14 protein-coding genes and 3 pseudogenes are annotated in these 15988 nt (G+C 69.7%); 5 read left to right on the forward strand and 12 right to left on the reverse strand.

Annotation, left to right across the window (positions count from 1 at the left end; translation table 11 throughout):
- Positions 1-32: 32 nt before the first annotated feature.
- The 3 genes from AQJ27_RS42200 to AQJ27_RS42210 form a co-directional block, all read right to left on the reverse strand.
- On the reverse strand, positions 33-419 hold the full coding sequence (locus AQJ27_RS42200; RefSeq protein WP_079065666.1) for an STAS domain-containing protein: 387 nt from the start codon (positions 417-419) through the stop codon (positions 33-35).
- Positions 420-546: 127 nt separating this feature from the next.
- Complete coding sequence (locus AQJ27_RS42205) at positions 547-828, reverse strand: hypothetical protein (protein ID WP_067381422.1); 282 nt, start codon at positions 826-828, stop codon at positions 547-549.
- Between the two features lie 12 nt (positions 829-840).
- Positions 841-1419, reverse strand: a complete 579-nt coding sequence (locus AQJ27_RS42210) for a DUF5994 family protein (RefSeq protein WP_067381425.1) — start codon at positions 1417-1419, stop codon at positions 841-843.
- A gap of 261 nt (positions 1420-1680) precedes the next feature.
- On the opposite strand from AQJ27_RS42210, the gene AQJ27_RS42215 reads away from it, so the two are divergent.
- On the forward strand, positions 1681-1980 hold the full coding sequence (locus AQJ27_RS42215; RefSeq protein ID WP_235613805.1) for a hypothetical protein: 300 nt from the start codon (positions 1681-1683) through the stop codon (positions 1978-1980).
- A 111-nt stretch (positions 1981-2091) separates the two neighbouring features.
- On the opposite strand, the gene AQJ27_RS42220 is transcribed toward AQJ27_RS42215, so the two are convergent.
- The gene (locus AQJ27_RS42220) at positions 2092-2439 is read right to left on the reverse strand and encodes a hypothetical protein (RefSeq protein ID WP_067381496.1); all 348 of its coding nucleotides are present in this window, start codon (positions 2437-2439) and stop codon (positions 2092-2094) included.
- A gap of 762 nt (positions 2440-3201) precedes the next feature.
- On the opposite strand from AQJ27_RS42220, the gene AQJ27_RS56830 reads away from it, so the two are divergent.
- Together AQJ27_RS56830 and AQJ27_RS42230 are read left to right on the forward strand one after the other, a co-directional pair.
- Positions 3202-3495 carry a hypothetical protein gene (locus tag AQJ27_RS56830; protein WP_067381428.1) on the forward strand — a complete coding sequence of 98 codons (294 nt, stop codon included), beginning with the start codon at positions 3202-3204 and terminating at the stop codon, positions 3493-3495.
- 19 nt (positions 3496-3514) lie between these two features.
- Positions 3515-6187, forward strand: a complete 2673-nt coding sequence (locus AQJ27_RS42230; protein WP_067381498.1) for a winged helix-turn-helix domain-containing protein — start codon at positions 3515-3517, stop codon at positions 6185-6187.
- Between the two features lie 407 nt (positions 6188-6594).
- Here the strand turns inward: AQJ27_RS42230 and AQJ27_RS53340 are convergent.
- The 6 genes and pseudogenes from AQJ27_RS53340 to AQJ27_RS42260 form a co-directional block, all read right to left on the reverse strand.
- A pseudogene (locus AQJ27_RS53340) lies at positions 6595-7400 on the reverse strand (IS5 family transposase).
- The gene (locus tag AQJ27_RS42240; protein ID WP_067381433.1) at positions 7390-8520 is read right to left on the reverse strand and encodes an IS110 family RNA-guided transposase; all 1131 of its coding nucleotides are present in this window, start codon (positions 8518-8520) and stop codon (positions 7390-7392) included. The pseudogene AQJ27_RS53340 and the gene AQJ27_RS42240 overlap by 11 nt, the downstream one beginning before the upstream one ends.
- Positions 8521-8914: 394 nt before the next feature.
- The gene (locus AQJ27_RS42245; RefSeq protein WP_096240327.1) at positions 8915-10546 is read right to left on the reverse strand and encodes a vanadium-dependent haloperoxidase; all 1632 of its coding nucleotides are present in this window, start codon (positions 10544-10546) and stop codon (positions 8915-8917) included.
- A 286-nt stretch (positions 10547-10832) separates the two neighbouring features.
- On the reverse strand, positions 10833-11255 hold the full coding sequence (locus AQJ27_RS42250) for an ATP-binding protein (RefSeq protein WP_425275265.1): 423 nt from the start codon (positions 11253-11255) through the stop codon (positions 10833-10835).
- Between the two features lie 543 nt (positions 11256-11798).
- Entirely contained in the window at positions 11799-12578 is a 780-nt protein-coding gene (locus AQJ27_RS42255) for a zf-HC2 domain-containing protein (protein WP_067381436.1), read from the reverse strand.
- A gap of 25 nt (positions 12579-12603) precedes the next feature.
- Positions 12604-13104: pseudogene (locus AQJ27_RS42260) on the reverse strand (sigma-70 family RNA polymerase sigma factor).
- Positions 13105-13195: 91 nt separating this feature from the next.
- Between AQJ27_RS42260 and AQJ27_RS42265 the strand changes: the two are divergent.
- A pseudogene (locus AQJ27_RS42265) lies at positions 13196-13706 on the forward strand (L,D-transpeptidase); the annotation flags it as partial.
- 295 nt (positions 13707-14001) lie between these two features.
- On the opposite strand, the gene AQJ27_RS42270 reads toward AQJ27_RS42265, so the two are convergent.
- Together AQJ27_RS42270 and AQJ27_RS42275 are read right to left on the reverse strand one after the other, a co-directional pair.
- Positions 14002-14385, reverse strand: coding sequence for a limonene-1,2-epoxide hydrolase family protein (locus AQJ27_RS42270; RefSeq protein WP_067381439.1), 384 nt, complete (start codon positions 14383-14385; stop codon positions 14002-14004).
- A gap of 46 nt (positions 14386-14431) precedes the next feature.
- A complete protein-coding gene (locus AQJ27_RS42275; RefSeq protein WP_067381441.1) occupies positions 14432-15340 on the reverse strand; it encodes an alcohol dehydrogenase catalytic domain-containing protein in 909 nt (302 codons plus the stop codon).
- Positions 15341-15427: 87 nt separating this feature from the next.
- Here AQJ27_RS42275 and AQJ27_RS42280 point away from each other — a divergent pair, with 87 nt between their 5' ends.
- Positions 15428-15961 (forward strand): MarR family winged helix-turn-helix transcriptional regulator, encoded by a 534-nt coding sequence (locus AQJ27_RS42280; RefSeq protein WP_067381444.1) that lies wholly within the window; start codon positions 15428-15430, stop codon positions 15959-15961.
- Positions 15962-15988: the final 27 nt, after the last annotated feature.

Below are 15988 nucleotides of genomic sequence, written 5' to 3' on the forward strand. Positions count from 1 at the left end.
GGCCGAGCCCGGCAGGTCGCGCTGACCACCGGTCAGCGGGGGCTCGGCGGGGGAGCGGTGGAGCGGAAGTCGTGAAGGAGAGAAGACGGCAGCGGAGGCGCCCGATGGTCGAGGAGCAGGGGAGTGGAGCCGGTGCCCGTGAGGAGCCGCGCCGTGGGTGGGGACGGGTGGTGCAACCGCAGTGAGGCGTGCGCCGTGGTGGCGTGCTCCGACATCTCGAGGAAGACGTTCAGGCCGTTGCTGTCGCAGCGGCCGACCGTGGTCAGGTCGACGTCGATGGTGGTGATCCCGTCGTCCAGGCACCGCTCGAGAACGGTGCGCACCAGAGGGGCTGTGGCCGGGTCGATCTCACCGGCCAGGGTGATGAGCGCCCGACTCCCCCGGTCGTGCCGGTAGATGTTCAGTCGTGGAAGAGTCATGGTGCGGACCTCGGTTCCTGGCAGCCGTGGGTTGAGGACGGGAGGTCTCCGCACGGGAGATCCGGTCCGAGCTTGTGCGCATCGGGGCCAACCGGCGGTGTGTACGGCGGCCTTGGGGCGGCACGGGTCACCGCTCGTTGCGGGTGGTGTGGTTCCGGTGGCGGCGCGGCGGGAAGCGGCCACGGCCTCCGTCGCGGTGGTCACGTCGCGCGCCCGACCTCGCCGTATCGGACTGGTCCGGCGGCACGGGAGGCCGAGCCGCTTCGTGGCCGCGTCGGCGACTGGACAGCAGGCTGCTGTACTGGTGCACGGCGATCCTTTCGGCGTGCTGGGTGTTGAGCCGGTGGATTATGTACGCAGCGATGGCGATGAGCAGCAGCAACGCGACGACGGTCAGATAGGTGTCCATGGTGCGGGCGCCTCACATTCCGATGACGAGGCGACTGGGTCGCTCGGGGACGGCAGGGGAGTCCGGGGAGGTGCCACCCTCGTATTCCCACGCCTCGTCAGGACCGAGCGGCCGTTCGGCCGCGGAGACGTCGTGGTGGGCCCGGTCGGCGGCGACGAGCGCGCTCGCGGTCAGCGGCGAGCCGTCGCCGTCGGACGCGGCCGTCATCAGACGGACCGCCGACGCCGTGGCGGTCTCGGGCGGGATGACCAGCAGGTCCCAGCGGCCGGTGCCGTAGGAGAGCAGCAGCAGTTGGTGCGGGTCGATCTCCGGAGTGAACCAGCCGACCTTCACGACATGGCCGTCCACGGGCACCCGGTGCGGTACGAACAGCCAGTGCTCGGGGTTGACGGCGATACGGGTGATGCGGCCCCACAAGGGATCCAGCACATCCATCAGAGAGGGCAGTTCGCGCAGCAGGTCCCGGGAGCGGGGCCACCAGGCACCGTCCAGAAGCCCCTGGGGGGTGCCGTCGGTCTTCAGCGCGAGGCGGGCGGGCGGGGCGGCGACGGGTTCACGCCGCGGCAGGGTTGCTTCGAAGGGCGCGGCCATGATGCGGACCCGTCTTCGGGCCATCCCCTGAGGTCACGGCCCGGGTTCTTCGCTCACCGAGAACGACCCGGCGTGGCGGCCGGTGTGCGGAATGCCCTCGGTAGTCCCCACCGTACTCCCACCCGTGCTGTAAGGGTCGGCGCGAGCGACTGGAGTACGGTGGGAACCACCGAGGGCACGTCGTATGCCGGTGACCTGACCGGCCTCGTCCTCGTCGCGCAGCAGACACGGGCCGCTCCGGTCCGGGGCAGGTTCCGCCCTATGACATCCGAAGCCACATACCGATCGGACTGCGCCGCGTCTTCCGACCAGCCCCACGGGCAGGACCGGGTGGAGGTCCGCCTCGTCTCCGAGAACCCCGAGGCGGCCCGACGTGTCGCCGACGCGCTCCGGTTCCTGTTCGCCGGGGACGAGCAACGGAGTTATCCCGGGGGCCGATCGGGAACGGGGGTGCGACTGCATCTCACGATCGACGCCTCGCACGCCGCCGGACCGCTCCGCTCCTGGCTCGACACCAGCAGACCACCCGCCGACCGGTCCCACCACGGCGAGACCGCCTGACGGTGCCGGCCGCCCGTACCCAGGACTGGGCGTGACCGCCGGCTTCCACCGCGGCCTCACCCACGGTGGCTACCGGGCTGTCCGGTCGACCTGGGGGTGTGGTGAGTGTCTTTACATGCGCAGCAGCCGCTGTGTGATCTCCCGGTACTGCCTCAGTGCGTGCCGGAGTTCGTCCGGCTGTGTATCGGGCTCCTGGTCCTGCCAGGTCGCGTGCAGAACACGCCGCCGTTCGGCGAGAGTGCTCATGAGCTGGGCGGTGACCTCGTCGAACGCGGTCTCGGCCTCTTCCAACGCCTCACGCGGGCTGTCGGCGAAGGTGTTGAGGGCGTGTTGCAGGCGCTGGGCGAGCTTGGCCCGTTCGTCCGACGGGAGCAGTGGCTCGGGGCCCGGCGTACGACGCCCGGCCGAACCGGGCTGTGTGTCCGGAGGCTGCTGGGCGCGTGACTGGTCGTACATCATCATGTGCCACTTTCCTGTACGTCGTACCGGCCGCGTCGGTGTCGTCGCCCTGGGCGGGGCCGCGTCGTGCACAGGCCCGAAGGGTGCTTCACCCGCCGGTGATCACGGCTGTCGTGGTCAGTGGAGTGTGTCACCGCAATGGCAGGGCTCCGCACCGTGCTGTCAGTCAACGCCCGGCAACCGGCCGTGTCAACGTGACGTCGGCAGGGGCGAGTTCCGGCGGCTGGGCAGCGGCTGACGGGGAGAAGGGAACTGGGGCGGTCCATTCGTGACCGCGATCGTTCAGAAGACGCGTCCGAGGTCCTGGCGGCAGGCACTTGTGGCCGAGGACGAGGCCCCTGGCCCGCGACTTGACCAGGAGTCGGGCCGTGCCGGGGGAACCGGCGTTGAGGAACACGGCGTCCGCGGTGATCCGTATCTGCTCCTGGACCGTGGCGCCGGTGTCGACGCGGTCGACGGACAGGGCCCAACGTTTGTTCGAGTCGCTCGTACAGGCCCTGCAACTCGCCCCGGACATAGCTCCAGTCGATGGGCAGCGGCACCCTGAACGGGGTCAGGCCCGCATTCGGGACGATGTCCTGGAACAGGCGCGAGGACTTGTAGGGGTCGGAGATCAGGACGTCGTACGGGACGGTGGAGATGCCCAGCATCCGGGCGACCGTGGGAGAGGCCCACTGGTTCAGTTCGTCGTAGAGGTCCGCCGCCACCGGCAGGAACGCGGCGAAGTGCGCCTTGGCCGGCTCCAGGGTCAGGCCGTGATACATGATCGACCCGCCGCCGACCGCGGCCCCGCACATGGCGGTCATGCCGTTGCCTTCGACGGCTTCGAGCACCCCGGTGAAGGGCGTCCATGTCTTCTCGACGTTTGCCGACGATGCTGTGGTCGGTGAGCCAGGCGGCTCCGGCACGGCGGCCGGGGCCGAGGACGACGCCGAGGAGGGGAGCCGCTCCAGGGGCACCGTCGCCGACCCGGCCACCGGGACGTCGGCGTCGGACCCGCTCCCCGAACCGGTGCTGACCACGACAGGAGCGCGAAGAGCGCCGCCCGTGATCTGACGGGATAATGGCGAGCACCATGGCTGGGATCGAGGAGAGCGGCCAGGGGTCGACCGTCGGATGGGTCGATCCCATGGGAGACCCGTTTCTGCGCACGCGGTTCGCCCCGCCGGCGAGGCCCGTCACCTTCCTGCGGCGGGAGCGGCTGGTCGAACACCTGGACAAGGCGCTGCTGACCCCGCTGACGGTGGTCAACGGAGCGGCCGGGGCGGGTAAGACCCTGCTGGTCGCCGAGTGGGTCGCCGGGCTGGCGCGGCCGGTCGCCTGGTTCACCGCCGACACGGCGGATCAGCAGCCCGGGATGTTCTGGGCGTACGTGCTCCAGGCCCTGCGGTCCTCGGGCGTGCCGGTGCCCAGCGATAATCGCTGTCCCGCCGACGCGAGCCGGGTGGACCGCACACTGCTGGCACGGCTCGCCGCCGAGCTGAGCGGACGCGACCGGCCGGCGATCGTCGTGCTCGACGAATACGACCGCGTGACCGCGCCGGAGATCGCGGAGCAGCTGGAATTCGTCCTGCGCCATGCCGGACCGGGAATGCGCCTCGTCCTCGTCACCCGCACCGAGCCGCTGCTGCCGGTGCACCGCTACCGGGCGGCCGGTGACCTGACGGAGATCCGGAACGCGGAGCTGGCCTTCACCCCCGAGGAGGCGGCCGTACTCCTGGAGCTGCACGGCCTGCGCCTGCCCGCGCACGGGGTGGGGGCACTCGTGGACCGCACCGGCGGATGGGCGGCCGGCCTGCGGCTGTGCGCCCTGGCCGCGCGGGAGAGCCCGGATCCGGAGAGATACCTGAAGGAATTCGAGGCAGGGCGGAGTACGGTCGCCGACTACCTCCTGGCCGAGGTGCTCAAGCGGCGAACTGCCGAGACCCAGGACCTCCTGCTGCGGGTCAGCGTCCTGGAGCGCCTCTGCCCCGATCTGGCCAACGCGCTGACGCATCGCACCGACGCCGAGCCCATTCTGGCCGAGCTGCACCGCGAGAACGCGTTCGTCGAGGACCTCGGACACTCGTGGTACCGGCTCCACCCGCTGTTCGGGGAGATCCTCCGCGCCCATCTGCGGGAGCGCTGTCCTGGACTGGAGCCCGAACTCCACCGGCGGGCCGCCCGGTGGCTGCTGCGCTCCGGATTCCTCCCGGAGACGATCGCCCACGGCGCCGCCGCGGGCGACTGGGAGTTCACCGCCGGCGCCTTCGTCGACGGCCTGGCGATCGGACAGCTCTTCACCGGTCTGCGCCGTGACGAGCTGGCCGAGCTGTTCTCCCGGATGGGACCCGAGGCCACGAGCCCCGCGACGGACGTCGTCCGAGCGGCCCGGGACCTGTCCCAGTGCGACCTCGACCGCGGTCTGGCCCGTCTGCACCACGCCGAGGCGAGCCTGGCCGCGGACGTGCCCGACGCGGCCACCGACGTGCCCGGCCCCGCGGCGGCACGGCTGAGCTGCGCGCTGCTGGAGGCTCTGGCGGCCCGTCTGGCCGGGTCCCCGCTCCAGGCGGAGAGGGCCGCGGAGGCGGCCGAGGAACTGAGACACGAGGTTCCCGCCCACCTCTTAGGGCAGCATCCCGAACTCATCGCCCTGCTGCTGACCCATCTGGGCTCGACGCGCCTGTGGGCCGGGCGCTTCGAGGACGCCCGCACCGCGCTGTCCGCGGCGGCGGGCTGTCCCGGCGGGGCCTCGACGGCGCTTCCGCGAGAGGAGTCCCTGGGGCACCTGGCGCTGATCGACTACCTGAACGGCTGGCTCGGCAGGGCGGAGCGCAAGGCACTGGCGGCGACGACCGACTCGGAGCGGTTCGGTCTGTGCGGGCCGTCCGGCTCGGACATCGCGCGGGTGGTCCTGGCCGCCGTGGCCGTCGACCGGAACGAACTGGATCAGGCCCAAGCCCTCCTCGACGAGACGGTCGGTTCGCGCCTGGCGACACGGGACCCGGTGCCGGCCACGGCCCGGTCCCTCGTGACGGCACGCCTGCTGCTGGCCCGAGGCAAGACCCGAGCGGCCCTGGCCGCAGTGCACCCGGCGGTTTCCACGGATGTGGCATCACCCTGGGCGCAGGCTCATGCCGCTCTGGTCGCCTCCGCCGCCCACCTCGCCGAGAGCCGACCGGACGCGGCCGCCGAGGTGCTGCGACAGGTGCCGGACGACCAGCCGGCCTGTGTGGTGGAGGCCGCGCGGGCCCAGCTGGCGGCGGGCCGCCCCGCCGCCGCGCTCGACCTGCTCGACCGTCTGCGCGCCGAGGGCCCGGCCGGTCCGGCCGTGACCGTGCGGGCCACGCTGACCCGGGCGCAGGCCGCACTGGAGGCGGGTGACCCCGCCGCCGCGGGCAAGCTCGTGGGCCAGGCGCTCCTGGAGGCCCGGCGCGAGCGGCTGCGGCGTCCTTTCCTCGAGGCCGGACCGTGGATCCGACGTCTCCTGGGCACGACGCCACTGCACCCACTGGCCGCGGGCTGGTTGACGACCGGCGAGGCGCCCCGGCTCGAAACGCCCGCGCCGCTCGTCGTGCAGGAGCTGAGCGAACGCGAACGCGACGTTCTGCGGCGACTGGCCCAGATGATGTCGACGGAAGACATCGCGGCCGACCTCTGCGTGTCGGTGAACACGGTCAAGACCCACCTCAAGAGCGTCTACCGGAAACTGGCGGTGAACCGGCGCAACGAAGCGGTGCGCCGGGCGCGCGAGCTGCGGCTGCTGTGAACCCGTACCAGGTGACCACCCTCGCCCGTCACGGGTGAGGCGCGCGGCGAGCCGTTCGGATGCGATAGGAGTGGCGGCCGAGCACGCGGGCCGCTGCCCGGCCGAATCGACGGCTTCCCGGGCCGACTCGGTGAGGTGGACACCGTGAAGCACAGGCGGCCTCTGATCGTCCTGGACACCTCCGTCGTGAAGTTGTCCACCGGATGGATCTGACGTGCAACGATACTGCCATCGCCGCCTCTGACCTGCAGCGATGAGTCTTTCAGCGTCTTTCAGGGTCGTGTGACTTTACCTAGCCGATTCTCCCCACGCGCTCCCCAGCAGGCTCCGTACTCCCCAGATTCTCCCCAAGGATGACTCATGTCGCGGGCGGTGGCGACGGCGGAAGCCAGCCCTTACTGATCGTTTCAGTATGAGGTTCGGAGTCGCCTCAAGCAGATGATGCTGCAGGTGAGTTGGAGCAGGCCGAGATGAAGGTCGGCGCGTATCTCGTAACGATCCGCAGGCGTTTGAACTGGTGGAGCCAGGCGAAGGTCCGCTCGACGACCCAGCGGGTTTTGCCCAGGCCGGAGCCGTGGGCCGTGCTCCTGCGTGCGATCTTCGGTGTGATGGCGGGCCCGGAGAAGTCGGCGGGGCTTGTCGTAGTCGTAGCCGCGGTCGGCATACAGCCGGCCCGGCCTGTGACGCGGACGACCCCGGACTCCGCGAATGCGCGGTATCGCGTCCAGCAGCGGTATCAGCTGGGTGACATCATGACGATTTCCGCCGGTCAGCGAGATGGCCAGTGGTGTTCCGTGCCGGTCGGTGATCAGGTGGTGCTTGCTGCCCGGACGTGCGCGGTCGACCGGCGAAGGTCCGGTGTGAGCCCCCCTTTGAGAGCCCGGACACGCGAGCCGTCCACTGCCGCGTCGTCCATGTCCAGCAGACGGGCCGCCCGCAATTCCGCCAGAAGGACCTCGTGCAGACGAGGCCAGACACCGGCCTCGGTCCAGTCCCTCAACCGCCGCCAGGCGGTGACTCCGCTGCAGCCGATCCTCTCGGTAGAGACATCCGCCCAGCTCACGCCCTTGCACAGCACGTAGACGATCCCACGCAGGGCAGCCCGGTCGTCCGCCGGAAGCCGACCCGGACAGCGTCGGCGCCGCGGAGGGCGGCGGGGAAGCAGCGAGGCTACCCGTTCCCACAGGTCATCAGGCACAAGATCATCTGACACCTGCAGAACTCTGCCGCCCTGAGACCCAAGCTTGGGTATGGGGCTTGCCCTCGGCCCGTTTGCGATCGTAGAAGCGGCGAGACTCCTCGCTCCGTCGGATGCTGAACAGCGCGGAGGTGTAGAAGACGCGTCGGAGGCGGCGGTTGTATCGCTGGGGCCGACGCAGGTTGCCGCTGACCTTGCCCGAGTCCCGTGGAACCGGCGCGACGCCGCCGAAGCCGGCGAGGCGGTCGGAGGTTCCGAAGACGGTCATGTCTCCGCCGGTGGCAGCCAGGAACTCGGCGCCAAGGATGATGCCCAGCCCGGGCATGCTGGTGATCACGTCGAAGTAGTGGTGGTCGCGAAACCGGGCCTCGATGAGCTTGTCGAGCTCGGCGACTTGCAGATTGAGAGCCATCACCTCCTTCGCCAGCGTGTGCACCATCTGCGCGGTCAGCCTCTCGCTGGTCAGGCTGGTGTGCTGGCGCTCAGCTGCCCGGGAGGCCGTCTGCGCGAGCTGGTCGGCGTTGCGAACGCTGCGGTTGCGTAGCCAGGTCGCCAGCCGTTTGGTACCGAGTCGACGCAGGGAAGCGGGGGTCTGGTAGCCGGTCAGCAGGGTGAGTGGGCCGGTGTTCGTGAGGTCCAGAACCCGCTCAAGGCCGGGGAAGAGTCCGGACAGTTGCGCCCGCAGCCGGTTGACGGTGCGGGTGCGGTCCGCAACCAGGTCCATGCGCCGACTGGTGAGAATCTTGAGGTCGGTGATGGTCTCGTCGGCGGGTCGTAAGGGCTGGAGGTCACGCCGGATACGAACCTGATCCGCGATGACTGCGGCGTCCTTGGCATCGGTCTTGCCTTCACCGCGGTAGCTTTCGGAGGCGCGGTGGATGGCTCGGCCCGAGATGTAGTGGACGAGCTGGTCATGGTTGAGGAGGATTACGATGGCCAGGGCGGATCCGCCGTCGGCCAGGTCGATTCCCCAAGTCACCTCGTCGCCCAGGGCCAGGACGTCGGTGAGAAGCTCGAGAAGGTCGGGCTCATCGTTGGCGACGCGTCGCGACAGCAGCCGGCGGCCACCCTCATCGATCGCAACGCAGTGGTGGTGGGTCTTTCCTGCGTCGATGCCGGCCCAGATCGCGGCCATGCGGTGCCTCCGTACAGTGCGCTGCGGGTGCCTACCACGGACGACCTCGCTGTCAGATCCCTACTCAGCGATCATTCGCGATTCCTAATTGGCAGCCGAGTCGTCTTGGGGCGCCGAGCGGCCAATCGTTTCTAGCTCCGAGCAGCAGATCAGTTAGAGCCACACTCAGCGCCCCTGGGTGGGTGAACCATACGAAGGGCTCACCGCGTCCCGCAGAACAACGTAGGGATCAGTTATGAGCGGACACCCGGCCTGCCGGCCAGCAGTTGCGGGCCCTCGGCGCGGAAGACGGCCGCTCTCTGAGCGTGGTCCGAGCCAGTGGTACCCGATGCGCCGGGACCACTGGCTTCTGGCCACTGCCATGCTGCGCATGGTTGTCGCGCGGCGGGGGCGGTCAGAGATGACGCGCCACGAAATCGGCCACCTGGGTGCCGAGTTGCTGGCCCGCGCGGTTGTCGAGGGAGGTGTGCTGGCCGGACCAGATCCGGCTGAGCCACGCTTCGGTGGCGGCGTCCTGGAAGCCGGCGAAGGTTCGGGTGACGCCCTTCGATGTCACCGCGAGATGATGCCGCGCACCGTAGAACCCGGCGAGCGTCGTTGCCGCAGCCTGGCTGAGAGCGCCGTGAGCGCCGGGATAGGACGGATCCGGTGCAGTCGGCAGCAGGGGAGTCCAGTTGGGATCGCCGACGATGCTCGGGTTGTAGTGCGTACCGCCGAGCCGGATGGCGGTCACGGGCCGCCATACGCGGTAGGCGTACTTGGCGTCGTACATCGCGATTGTGGTGTCGGCGAGGGACAGGTCGAGCCGGGCGAAGACCTTCACCGCCTTCTCCAGGCTCGCGTTCTGGGAGGTGACAAGGCCCTGCGCGACCTGGTTCCAGACGTTCCAGACAGGTGCCGCCGCCCAGAACTTCGCGGCTGCCGTCTGATCGGGGGTGCGGGTGGTGCTGGTCTTGCTCCCCAGGCTCTGGACCTCGTTCAAGGCGGTGGCGTAGGCGGCGCCGCTTACGGCCGGCGGCGGTGCCGGGCGGAACTGGCGTCCGCTGGCCAGCACGAACGGCTTGACCGAGCCCCAGTTGGTGAACACCGGTGCCGGGAACTTGGGAGGGGTGGGCCGGTAGTCACCGGCCTTGTTGCCGGGGCGGAACCGCGGCGGCTCGGCTGAGGACCCGTCGTTGGACCGCAGGCTGATCAGTCGGCGGGCGACCGCGGCTCCCACACCGATGCCCGCCTGCTTGCCCGGGCCGCCCGGAATCGCGGACAACTGGCTGCTCAGCCGCTGGTCCACGCCTGCGCGCTTGGCCGGGTACAGGGCGACCAGCACATCGTGGGCCGCCTGGTCCGCTGCGGCATCCGCACGAGCGCCTCCTGGCGCCGACACCGAGAACACGTAGGCGGGGCCGGCCCGGGTGATCGATACCACGGCGTCGTACTCGGCGGCCTGGAGAAGCGCGAAGCTGCGCGTGGGTTGGACGGTGGACGGCTGCGCCTTCGGATCGCCGAGGATGGTGATGAGCTCGCGGTTCCACTCCACGACCGACATCCCCGACCCCGTCGCGGCGGTGCGCAGGGCCGGCGAGTGAGCGGTGGTGGACCCGAAGGCCGGGCTGGTGAGTCCGGCTGCCAGGACGGTTCCGGCAAGTATGGCGAGTGTTTTCTGCTTTCCACCCATGTTCTGTGGCTCCTTGTCACTGGTGGTGGGCTGTGGCAACTGGCGGTCATGCACGTGGCTCATCTGGGCCAGCCACGCCAGCGTGATGGTGTCGGAGTGGTGCGGGCCGGCCGCCAGGTCGGGATGGCGGCGGTCGTGGCGGAGGAGTTGTTCGGCGGCTTCTGCGACCGGGCAGGGGCCGGGGTCGTCCAGGGCCATCCGGTCCATGAGGGCGGTCCGGCGTAGCAGCCAGGCGCGTTCGGCTCCGAGGACGAGCACTTGGTGCATCTCGCGGCGCAGATCTGGCGCATTCGTTTGTGCCTCGTGCGGAGGCGGGGCGTCGATGCCCTTGCCGCTGTTCGGGGTGACGTCCACGCTCACACCTCCGCCGGTACGCAGAGGCCGGCGCCGCAGCGTTGACACAGCACCGTGTCGTGGTGGGGGCCGCCGTGATCGAGGGCCGATGGGTGTGCCGTGGACCGCATGGGTAGGTGGACCGGGCCCGGGCGGCCGTCGATGGGGCACGGCTCGTGGGTCGCGAAGACCCGCTCGGCGGGGGCGTCGGGTGACCCGGCGCCGCGGCCGCGCCCGGTAGCCCGTCGCTGTGCTGCAGTTCCGGCCCCGGCAGGGGGTCGCAGCTCGTGCGGAGCGTACGGTCCGGTCATGGCGAGCACCTCAGGCTGGCGCGGACTTCGCGGCCGCTACGTGTCTGGTGGATCTCGGTCGACTGGGCGAGGTACTGGACGATGCCGGTGCCGCGGCCGTGTTCGTCCGGGGCGATGTCGGGGCGATGGCGTTCCACGGCCGCGCCGGAGTCAGTGACCACGATGTGCAGAGTGTCGTGGTCGAGGGCGAGCAGCAGGGTCATGCGCTCATGGCCGTACTGGGCTGCGTTGCCGGCGAGTTCGTCGACGATGAGAACGGCGGAGTCCCTCTCGCTTGTGGGCACACTCCAGGTCTCCAGCAAATCGGCCGCGAAGTGACGGGCGGCGGAGACGTGCGCCTCCTGCGCCGGCAGGGTGCGCAGTGCCTGGCGGCGGCAGGGCCGGCCAAGCAGTGAAGTCGAGCTGGCGGAATCGGTCACAAACATGGTCTTCTGGCTCTTCTGTGGATTGGCTGAGACCGGCACGGGGTGACCGCAAATAATTTCGGGGGCGGTCGGTAGGCCGGATCCTGATCCTGCATGGGCGCGCTCATTCAGTTCCACGGATGACGCATGCCGGACGGTTCGAGCTATTCGCATCTTTTGTTCGGATTCTTACGAGTCATGTCAATGCCGGCGCCTGTCTGGGCTCAGCCGCCTCTGCCCAGAGCTCGCTGCCGCACGGCCGGACCGGGCACCGGCAGCTCGGTCCCCTCGCCCGTGGTCTTCCGGACGGCCCTGCGGGAGCGTCGCGCCGTAGAGCGGGACGGACATCCCTGCCCGCATCTCGGCTGGGTCGCGGTCCTCGGCGTGCAGACGTGCCGGATCCTCTTCTCCGGGCGGTACGGACTTCGGGGAAAAGTAGAGTTGTGCACGCCCCGTCGGCCCACTCACCCGGTCCACCGGTCTTGAGGCCGCCCGGCTGCTGTCGTCATGTCACTGGGCGGCCGGGCCGTGCCGTGACATGACCGCCACGGCCTGGCCTCACGCCCGAATGGTGACCAGCTTCTGACCGTTGCCCGCGAGGATCTCAAAGTGCTCGATGGCTCCCGGAGCCATGGCGACCGCTCCTGGGATCGTGGTGCCGGGAGGGTACTCGCCTGCCCGCCAGGTAGCGCCGTCCGCCCTGGCCCCGCCGGGCCCGACCGCCTGCAGCCGGCAGGTGATTCCGGCGGGTGCCTCCTTGGCCGAGATCTGCAGGACACTGCCCCAGGCAGAGGGCGAGACCTTCACCGAGGCGGAGACACCGGTGGTGGGATCGCTTCCGGAGAAAGTGCGCCAGGCAGTCGGCCCGGGTGGCTTCGCCTGACTGCCCACGGATCCGACAGCCGCCAGCCATGTGCCGCCGGCCGCTGCCGCGATGAGCGTCAGCGAGACTGCAGCGCCAGCAAGTTGCAGACGCCAGGACTTGCGGCGCCTGGCCGCGGCCTGCTGGAGCAGCCTCTCCAGCACACCCCCCTCTGGCGTCTGCGACACCGCGGGCGCGGCGGGCCGTTCGGGCAGGGAGCCCTGCGCGCTTTCGGCTGCCCGTGCCACCAGCCGGTCGGTCAGGTCCCTGTCGGCCGTCGGCACCGTCTGGCCTGAGGCTTCGGCTTCGGTCACCGTCGCCAGCAGCGCAGGCAATCCCGCCAGCTGGACGTGTTCGGCCCGGCATTCGGCGCATGCCGCGAGGTGGACGCGCAGCTGTGCCATGTCGGCCGAGGGCAGTGTGCCCAGGACGTATTCTCCCAGCGTCAGCCGGAAGGCGTCGTGCTCCGCACTCATGGTCACCGCCCCCTGCCCGCCACGGTCATGGCTCGATGCCCCGTTCCTGCAGCGCCAGCCGCAGGGCGTGCAGGGCGTAGTACGTCCGCGACTTCACGGTGCCCAGCGGGATGCCCAGCGCCTGTGCGGCCTCCGCCATGGTCCGGCCCCGGTAGTAGGTCTCCAGCAGGACGACGCGGTGGTCCGGGGACAGTGACCGGATGGCGTCGGCCACCGCCCAGCTCTGCAGTGCCTGCTCGATCTCGTCCTAGCCCGGTTTCTGCTCGGCTGCTCGCTCCAGCGCCTCGCCGCCGACCTCGGCCGGTCTGGCCTGCCGGGCCCGGTGGGCGTCGATGACCAGGCGCCGGGCCACCGTGCACAGCCAGGCCCGGGCCGGGCCGCGTGACGGGTCGAACGCGGCGGGATGCTGCCACGCTCGCAGCAGCGTCTCCTGCACGACGTCCTCCGCCCATTACCAGTCTCCTGAGGTCAGTCGCAGCACGTAGTGGAACAGGGGTCCTGCGTGCTCCGCGTACAGAGTGCGCAGCAGTTCCTCATCTACGGTCGAAAAGGTCCCTCTATCAGAGACACGGTGCGCGGAGCGATCCGGATCGGTCCTTGGACCACGCTTTCGGGATCGGAGCCAGGTCAGCACCGTCGACGCCAAGACGAAGCAGATGACCGTCGTACGGGACGGCAAGACGATCAAGACCATCCCGATCTCGTCCGGCAGCACCGAGCACCCGACGTACAACGGTCAGATGGTCATCTCCGAGAAGTTCAGGCAGATCCATATGAACGGTGCGAGCGTCGGCCTCATGAAGAAGGACGGCAGGCCCGCGTACGACATCAAGGACGTACCGCACGCCATGCGCCTGACCGCCTCGGGCACCTTCATCCACGGCAACTACCGGGGTGCCGACTCGCTCTTCGGCAAGGTCAACACCAGCCACGGCTGCGTGGGCCTGAAGGACGTCAAAGGCGGCGACGGCAAGCAGCCCGCCGCGTGGCTCTTTGACAACTCGATGATCGGTGACGTCGTGATCGTCAAGAACTCCGAGGACAAGACCACGTTGGCACCGGACAACGGCCTCAGCGACTGGACCATGGCCGTGGAGCGAGTGGGGCGCGGGCAGCACCATCCACTGACACCACGCCACTCTCCACGCAGCCGAACCGGAATCCCTTCCGCCAGGCGGCGACCGACACCATGTCGACCGCGCCTGCGTCGTCAGGGCGCTCGAGCAGCCCTCGGCCCGGGGAGACCCCGCGTCCGCATGCCCAGCATGGACGGCATCGAGGACACGCGCCGCATCGTCGAGTCCGGCGGCCCTTCCCGCATCCCTGCGCTGCACTATCGGGGGAATACTTCCCAAGACCAACTAAACGCCCAGAATTCCAACTTGAAGCTGCCGGTGGACTCGAGCGCTGATGAGGTCCAGCCTTATCCCATCCGGCTGGTGAACTGGTTCATGTCGAAATAGTCGCGCCAGGCGTTGATCTTGCCGTCAGTGACCTCGAAGGTCCCCATGACCGGCAGTTCGAACGATTTGTCAGTGAGCCTGAAGACGTCCACCCGCTCGGTCATCACGACCGGTCCGTTGGCTGCGATGTTGATGACGCGGAACTCGATGTGCTCAATGCCTGGCGGGCCAGGGCGGATGAACGAGGTGATGGTGTTGGCGATGGCCTCCCGGCCGGTGATCGGCGCCAGCGGGATGTTGTGGTAGATGGCGTCGTCGGTGAAAAATGCTGCCAGCTCGGCGGCCCCAGTGTTGTCCGACCACGCCGCGCAAAACCTGCGCACTACCTCGATCGGGCTCTCCATCTGGCTCCTCCTGCGGTTGATCTGAACAGTGCACTGCGATAGGCCGCTAAGAGGTGAGGATGAGCTTTTCGTGCGCTGTGCCCACTTCGAGGAGGGCGTGCGCCTGCGCGGCGTCCCGCATCGGCAGCAGCCGCTGGGCACGCAGGCGGAGTTGCCCGGAAGCGAGTAGTGGCATGGTCTGCTCGACCGCGTCGGGAGCGCGGTCCGGGGTCGGGGCGGAGAGTGCGACGCCGAAGTCGGCCGCGTGCTCGTCCGCGAGGGTGATCACGCGCGCGGGGCCGCCCGCGAGTTCGACAGCGTCGCGCAGGCCGCCCTTGCCTCCGGCGTCGAAGACGGCGTCCACCTTGCCGACGTGCGCGCGCATCTGCGCAAGGAGCGCCGATCCGTAGCGGACCGGGATCGCGCCGAGATCCTTGGCGAACTGCTCGTCGCTCGGGCCGGTGGCGCTGAAGACTGTGAGGCCCTGGGATACGGCCAGTTGGGTGGCGATCACGCCGACCGAGCCTCCGCCGCCCAGGACGAGCAGGGTCTCGCCGGAGGTGACGCCGAGTTGGCGCAGGACGCCGACGGCGGCTTCGGCCGAGGCGGGCAGCGCTGCGGCGTCGGCCCAGCTGACGGTGGCCGGTTTGACGGTCCAGGCCGAGGCGAGGGCGTATTCGCCGTACCCGCCGAGCGTGGGCAGCTGGGCGGCGACCTCGTCACCCAGCGACACGCCAGTCACGCCCGGTCCGAGGGCGTCGACGGTGCCGGCGGCCTCGAAGCCGAGAACGGCGGGGTCGGGCAGCGGGAAGACCTCTCGGAGGTCGCCGCGCCGGATCTTCAGGTCGGTCGGGCCGACTCCCGCCGCGTGTACGCGCATCCTGATCTGACCAGGTCCGGGTGCGGGCAGGGCGACTTCTGACCACACGAGCGTCTCGGGCGATCCGTATCCGGTGAGCACTGCTGCGTACGGCATGGATACCTCCTGCTCCTGGCGATCGGCGCGAGATGATAGGGGAGCGGCACGCCTCGACGGTGGTGCTAGACAGAAAGTATAGGTGACATGTCACGCAATGCCAACAGTGGCGCGCCGGCGCCCGAGGGCGGGTGGCTCGACGGCGAACAGCAACGGGCCTGGCTGGCGTACATCCGGGTACAGCTGCGGCTGACCTACGAGATGAATCGCCAGCTGCAGTCCGACGACGATCTGTCCCTGCCGGATTACGATGTCCTGACGGCCCTGAGCGTCGCCGACGGGGGCCTGATGCCGATCACGGTGCTGGCCGCGCAGATCGGCTGGGAGCGCAGCCGGGTCTCGCACCACGTGCGGCGGATGGCCAAGCGGGAACTGGTGAGCTGCAGCCCGTCTGCGAACGACCGGCGCGTGACCGAGGTGAGTCTGACCCAACACGGCCGGAAGGTGCTCGAGGCCGCGGCTCTGGGACACGTGGAACTCGTGCGTCGCCTGTTCTTCGACGGCTTGCCGCGCGAGCTTGTCGGGCCGCTCAGCCAGGCGCTGGAGAGCGTCTACGCGAACATAATCGCGCAGGGCACGCTGCCGCCGCCGGTGGACTGGCGCCCGCCCCGGGGCGAGTGACCGGCGGCGGGCGCCGGGCTTGACTTA

The sequence above is a fragment of the Streptomyces olivochromogenes genome (genome assembly GCF_001514115.1).
Lineage (GTDB): Bacteria > Actinomycetota > Actinomycetes > Streptomycetales > Streptomycetaceae > Streptomyces > Streptomyces olivochromogenes.

Coding starts and splice junctions, on each gene's coding strand:
- AQJ27_RS42200 (WP_079065666.1), bottom strand. CDS start 419: ATGACTCTTCCACGACTGAACATCTACCGGCACGACCGGGGGAGTCGG.
- AQJ27_RS42275 (WP_067381441.1), bottom strand. CDS start 15,340: ATGCCGTACGCAGCAGTGCTCACCGGATACGGATCGCCCGAGACGCTC.
- AQJ27_RS42230 (WP_067381498.1), top strand. CDS start 3,515: ATGGCTGGGATCGAGGAGAGCGGCCAGGGGTCGACCGTCGGATGGGTC.
- AQJ27_RS42205 (WP_067381422.1), bottom strand. CDS start 828: ATGGACACCTATCTGACCGTCGTCGCGTTGCTGCTGCTCATCGCCATC.
- AQJ27_RS42255 (WP_067381436.1), bottom strand. CDS start 12,578: ATGAGTGCGGAGCACGACGCCTTCCGGCTGACGCTGGGAGAATACGTC.
- AQJ27_RS42270 (WP_067381439.1), bottom strand. CDS start 14,385: ATGGAGAGCCCGATCGAGGTAGTGCGCAGGTTTTGCGCGGCGTGGTCG.
- AQJ27_RS56830 (WP_067381428.1), top strand. CDS start 3,202: ATGATCGACCCGCCGCCGACCGCGGCCCCGCACATGGCGGTCATGCCG.
- AQJ27_RS42240 (WP_067381433.1), bottom strand. CDS start 8,520: ATGGCCGCGATCTGGGCCGGCATCGACGCAGGAAAGACCCACCACCAC.
- AQJ27_RS42215 (WP_235613805.1), top strand. CDS start 1,681: ATGACATCCGAAGCCACATACCGATCGGACTGCGCCGCGTCTTCCGAC.
- AQJ27_RS42220 (WP_067381496.1), bottom strand. CDS start 2,439: ATGATGTACGACCAGTCACGCGCCCAGCAGCCTCCGGACACACAGCCC.
- AQJ27_RS42210 (WP_067381425.1), bottom strand. CDS start 1,419: ATGGCCGCGCCCTTCGAAGCAACCCTGCCGCGGCGTGAACCCGTCGCC.
- AQJ27_RS42280 (WP_067381444.1), top strand. CDS start 15,428: ATGTCACGCAATGCCAACAGTGGCGCGCCGGCGCCCGAGGGCGGGTGG.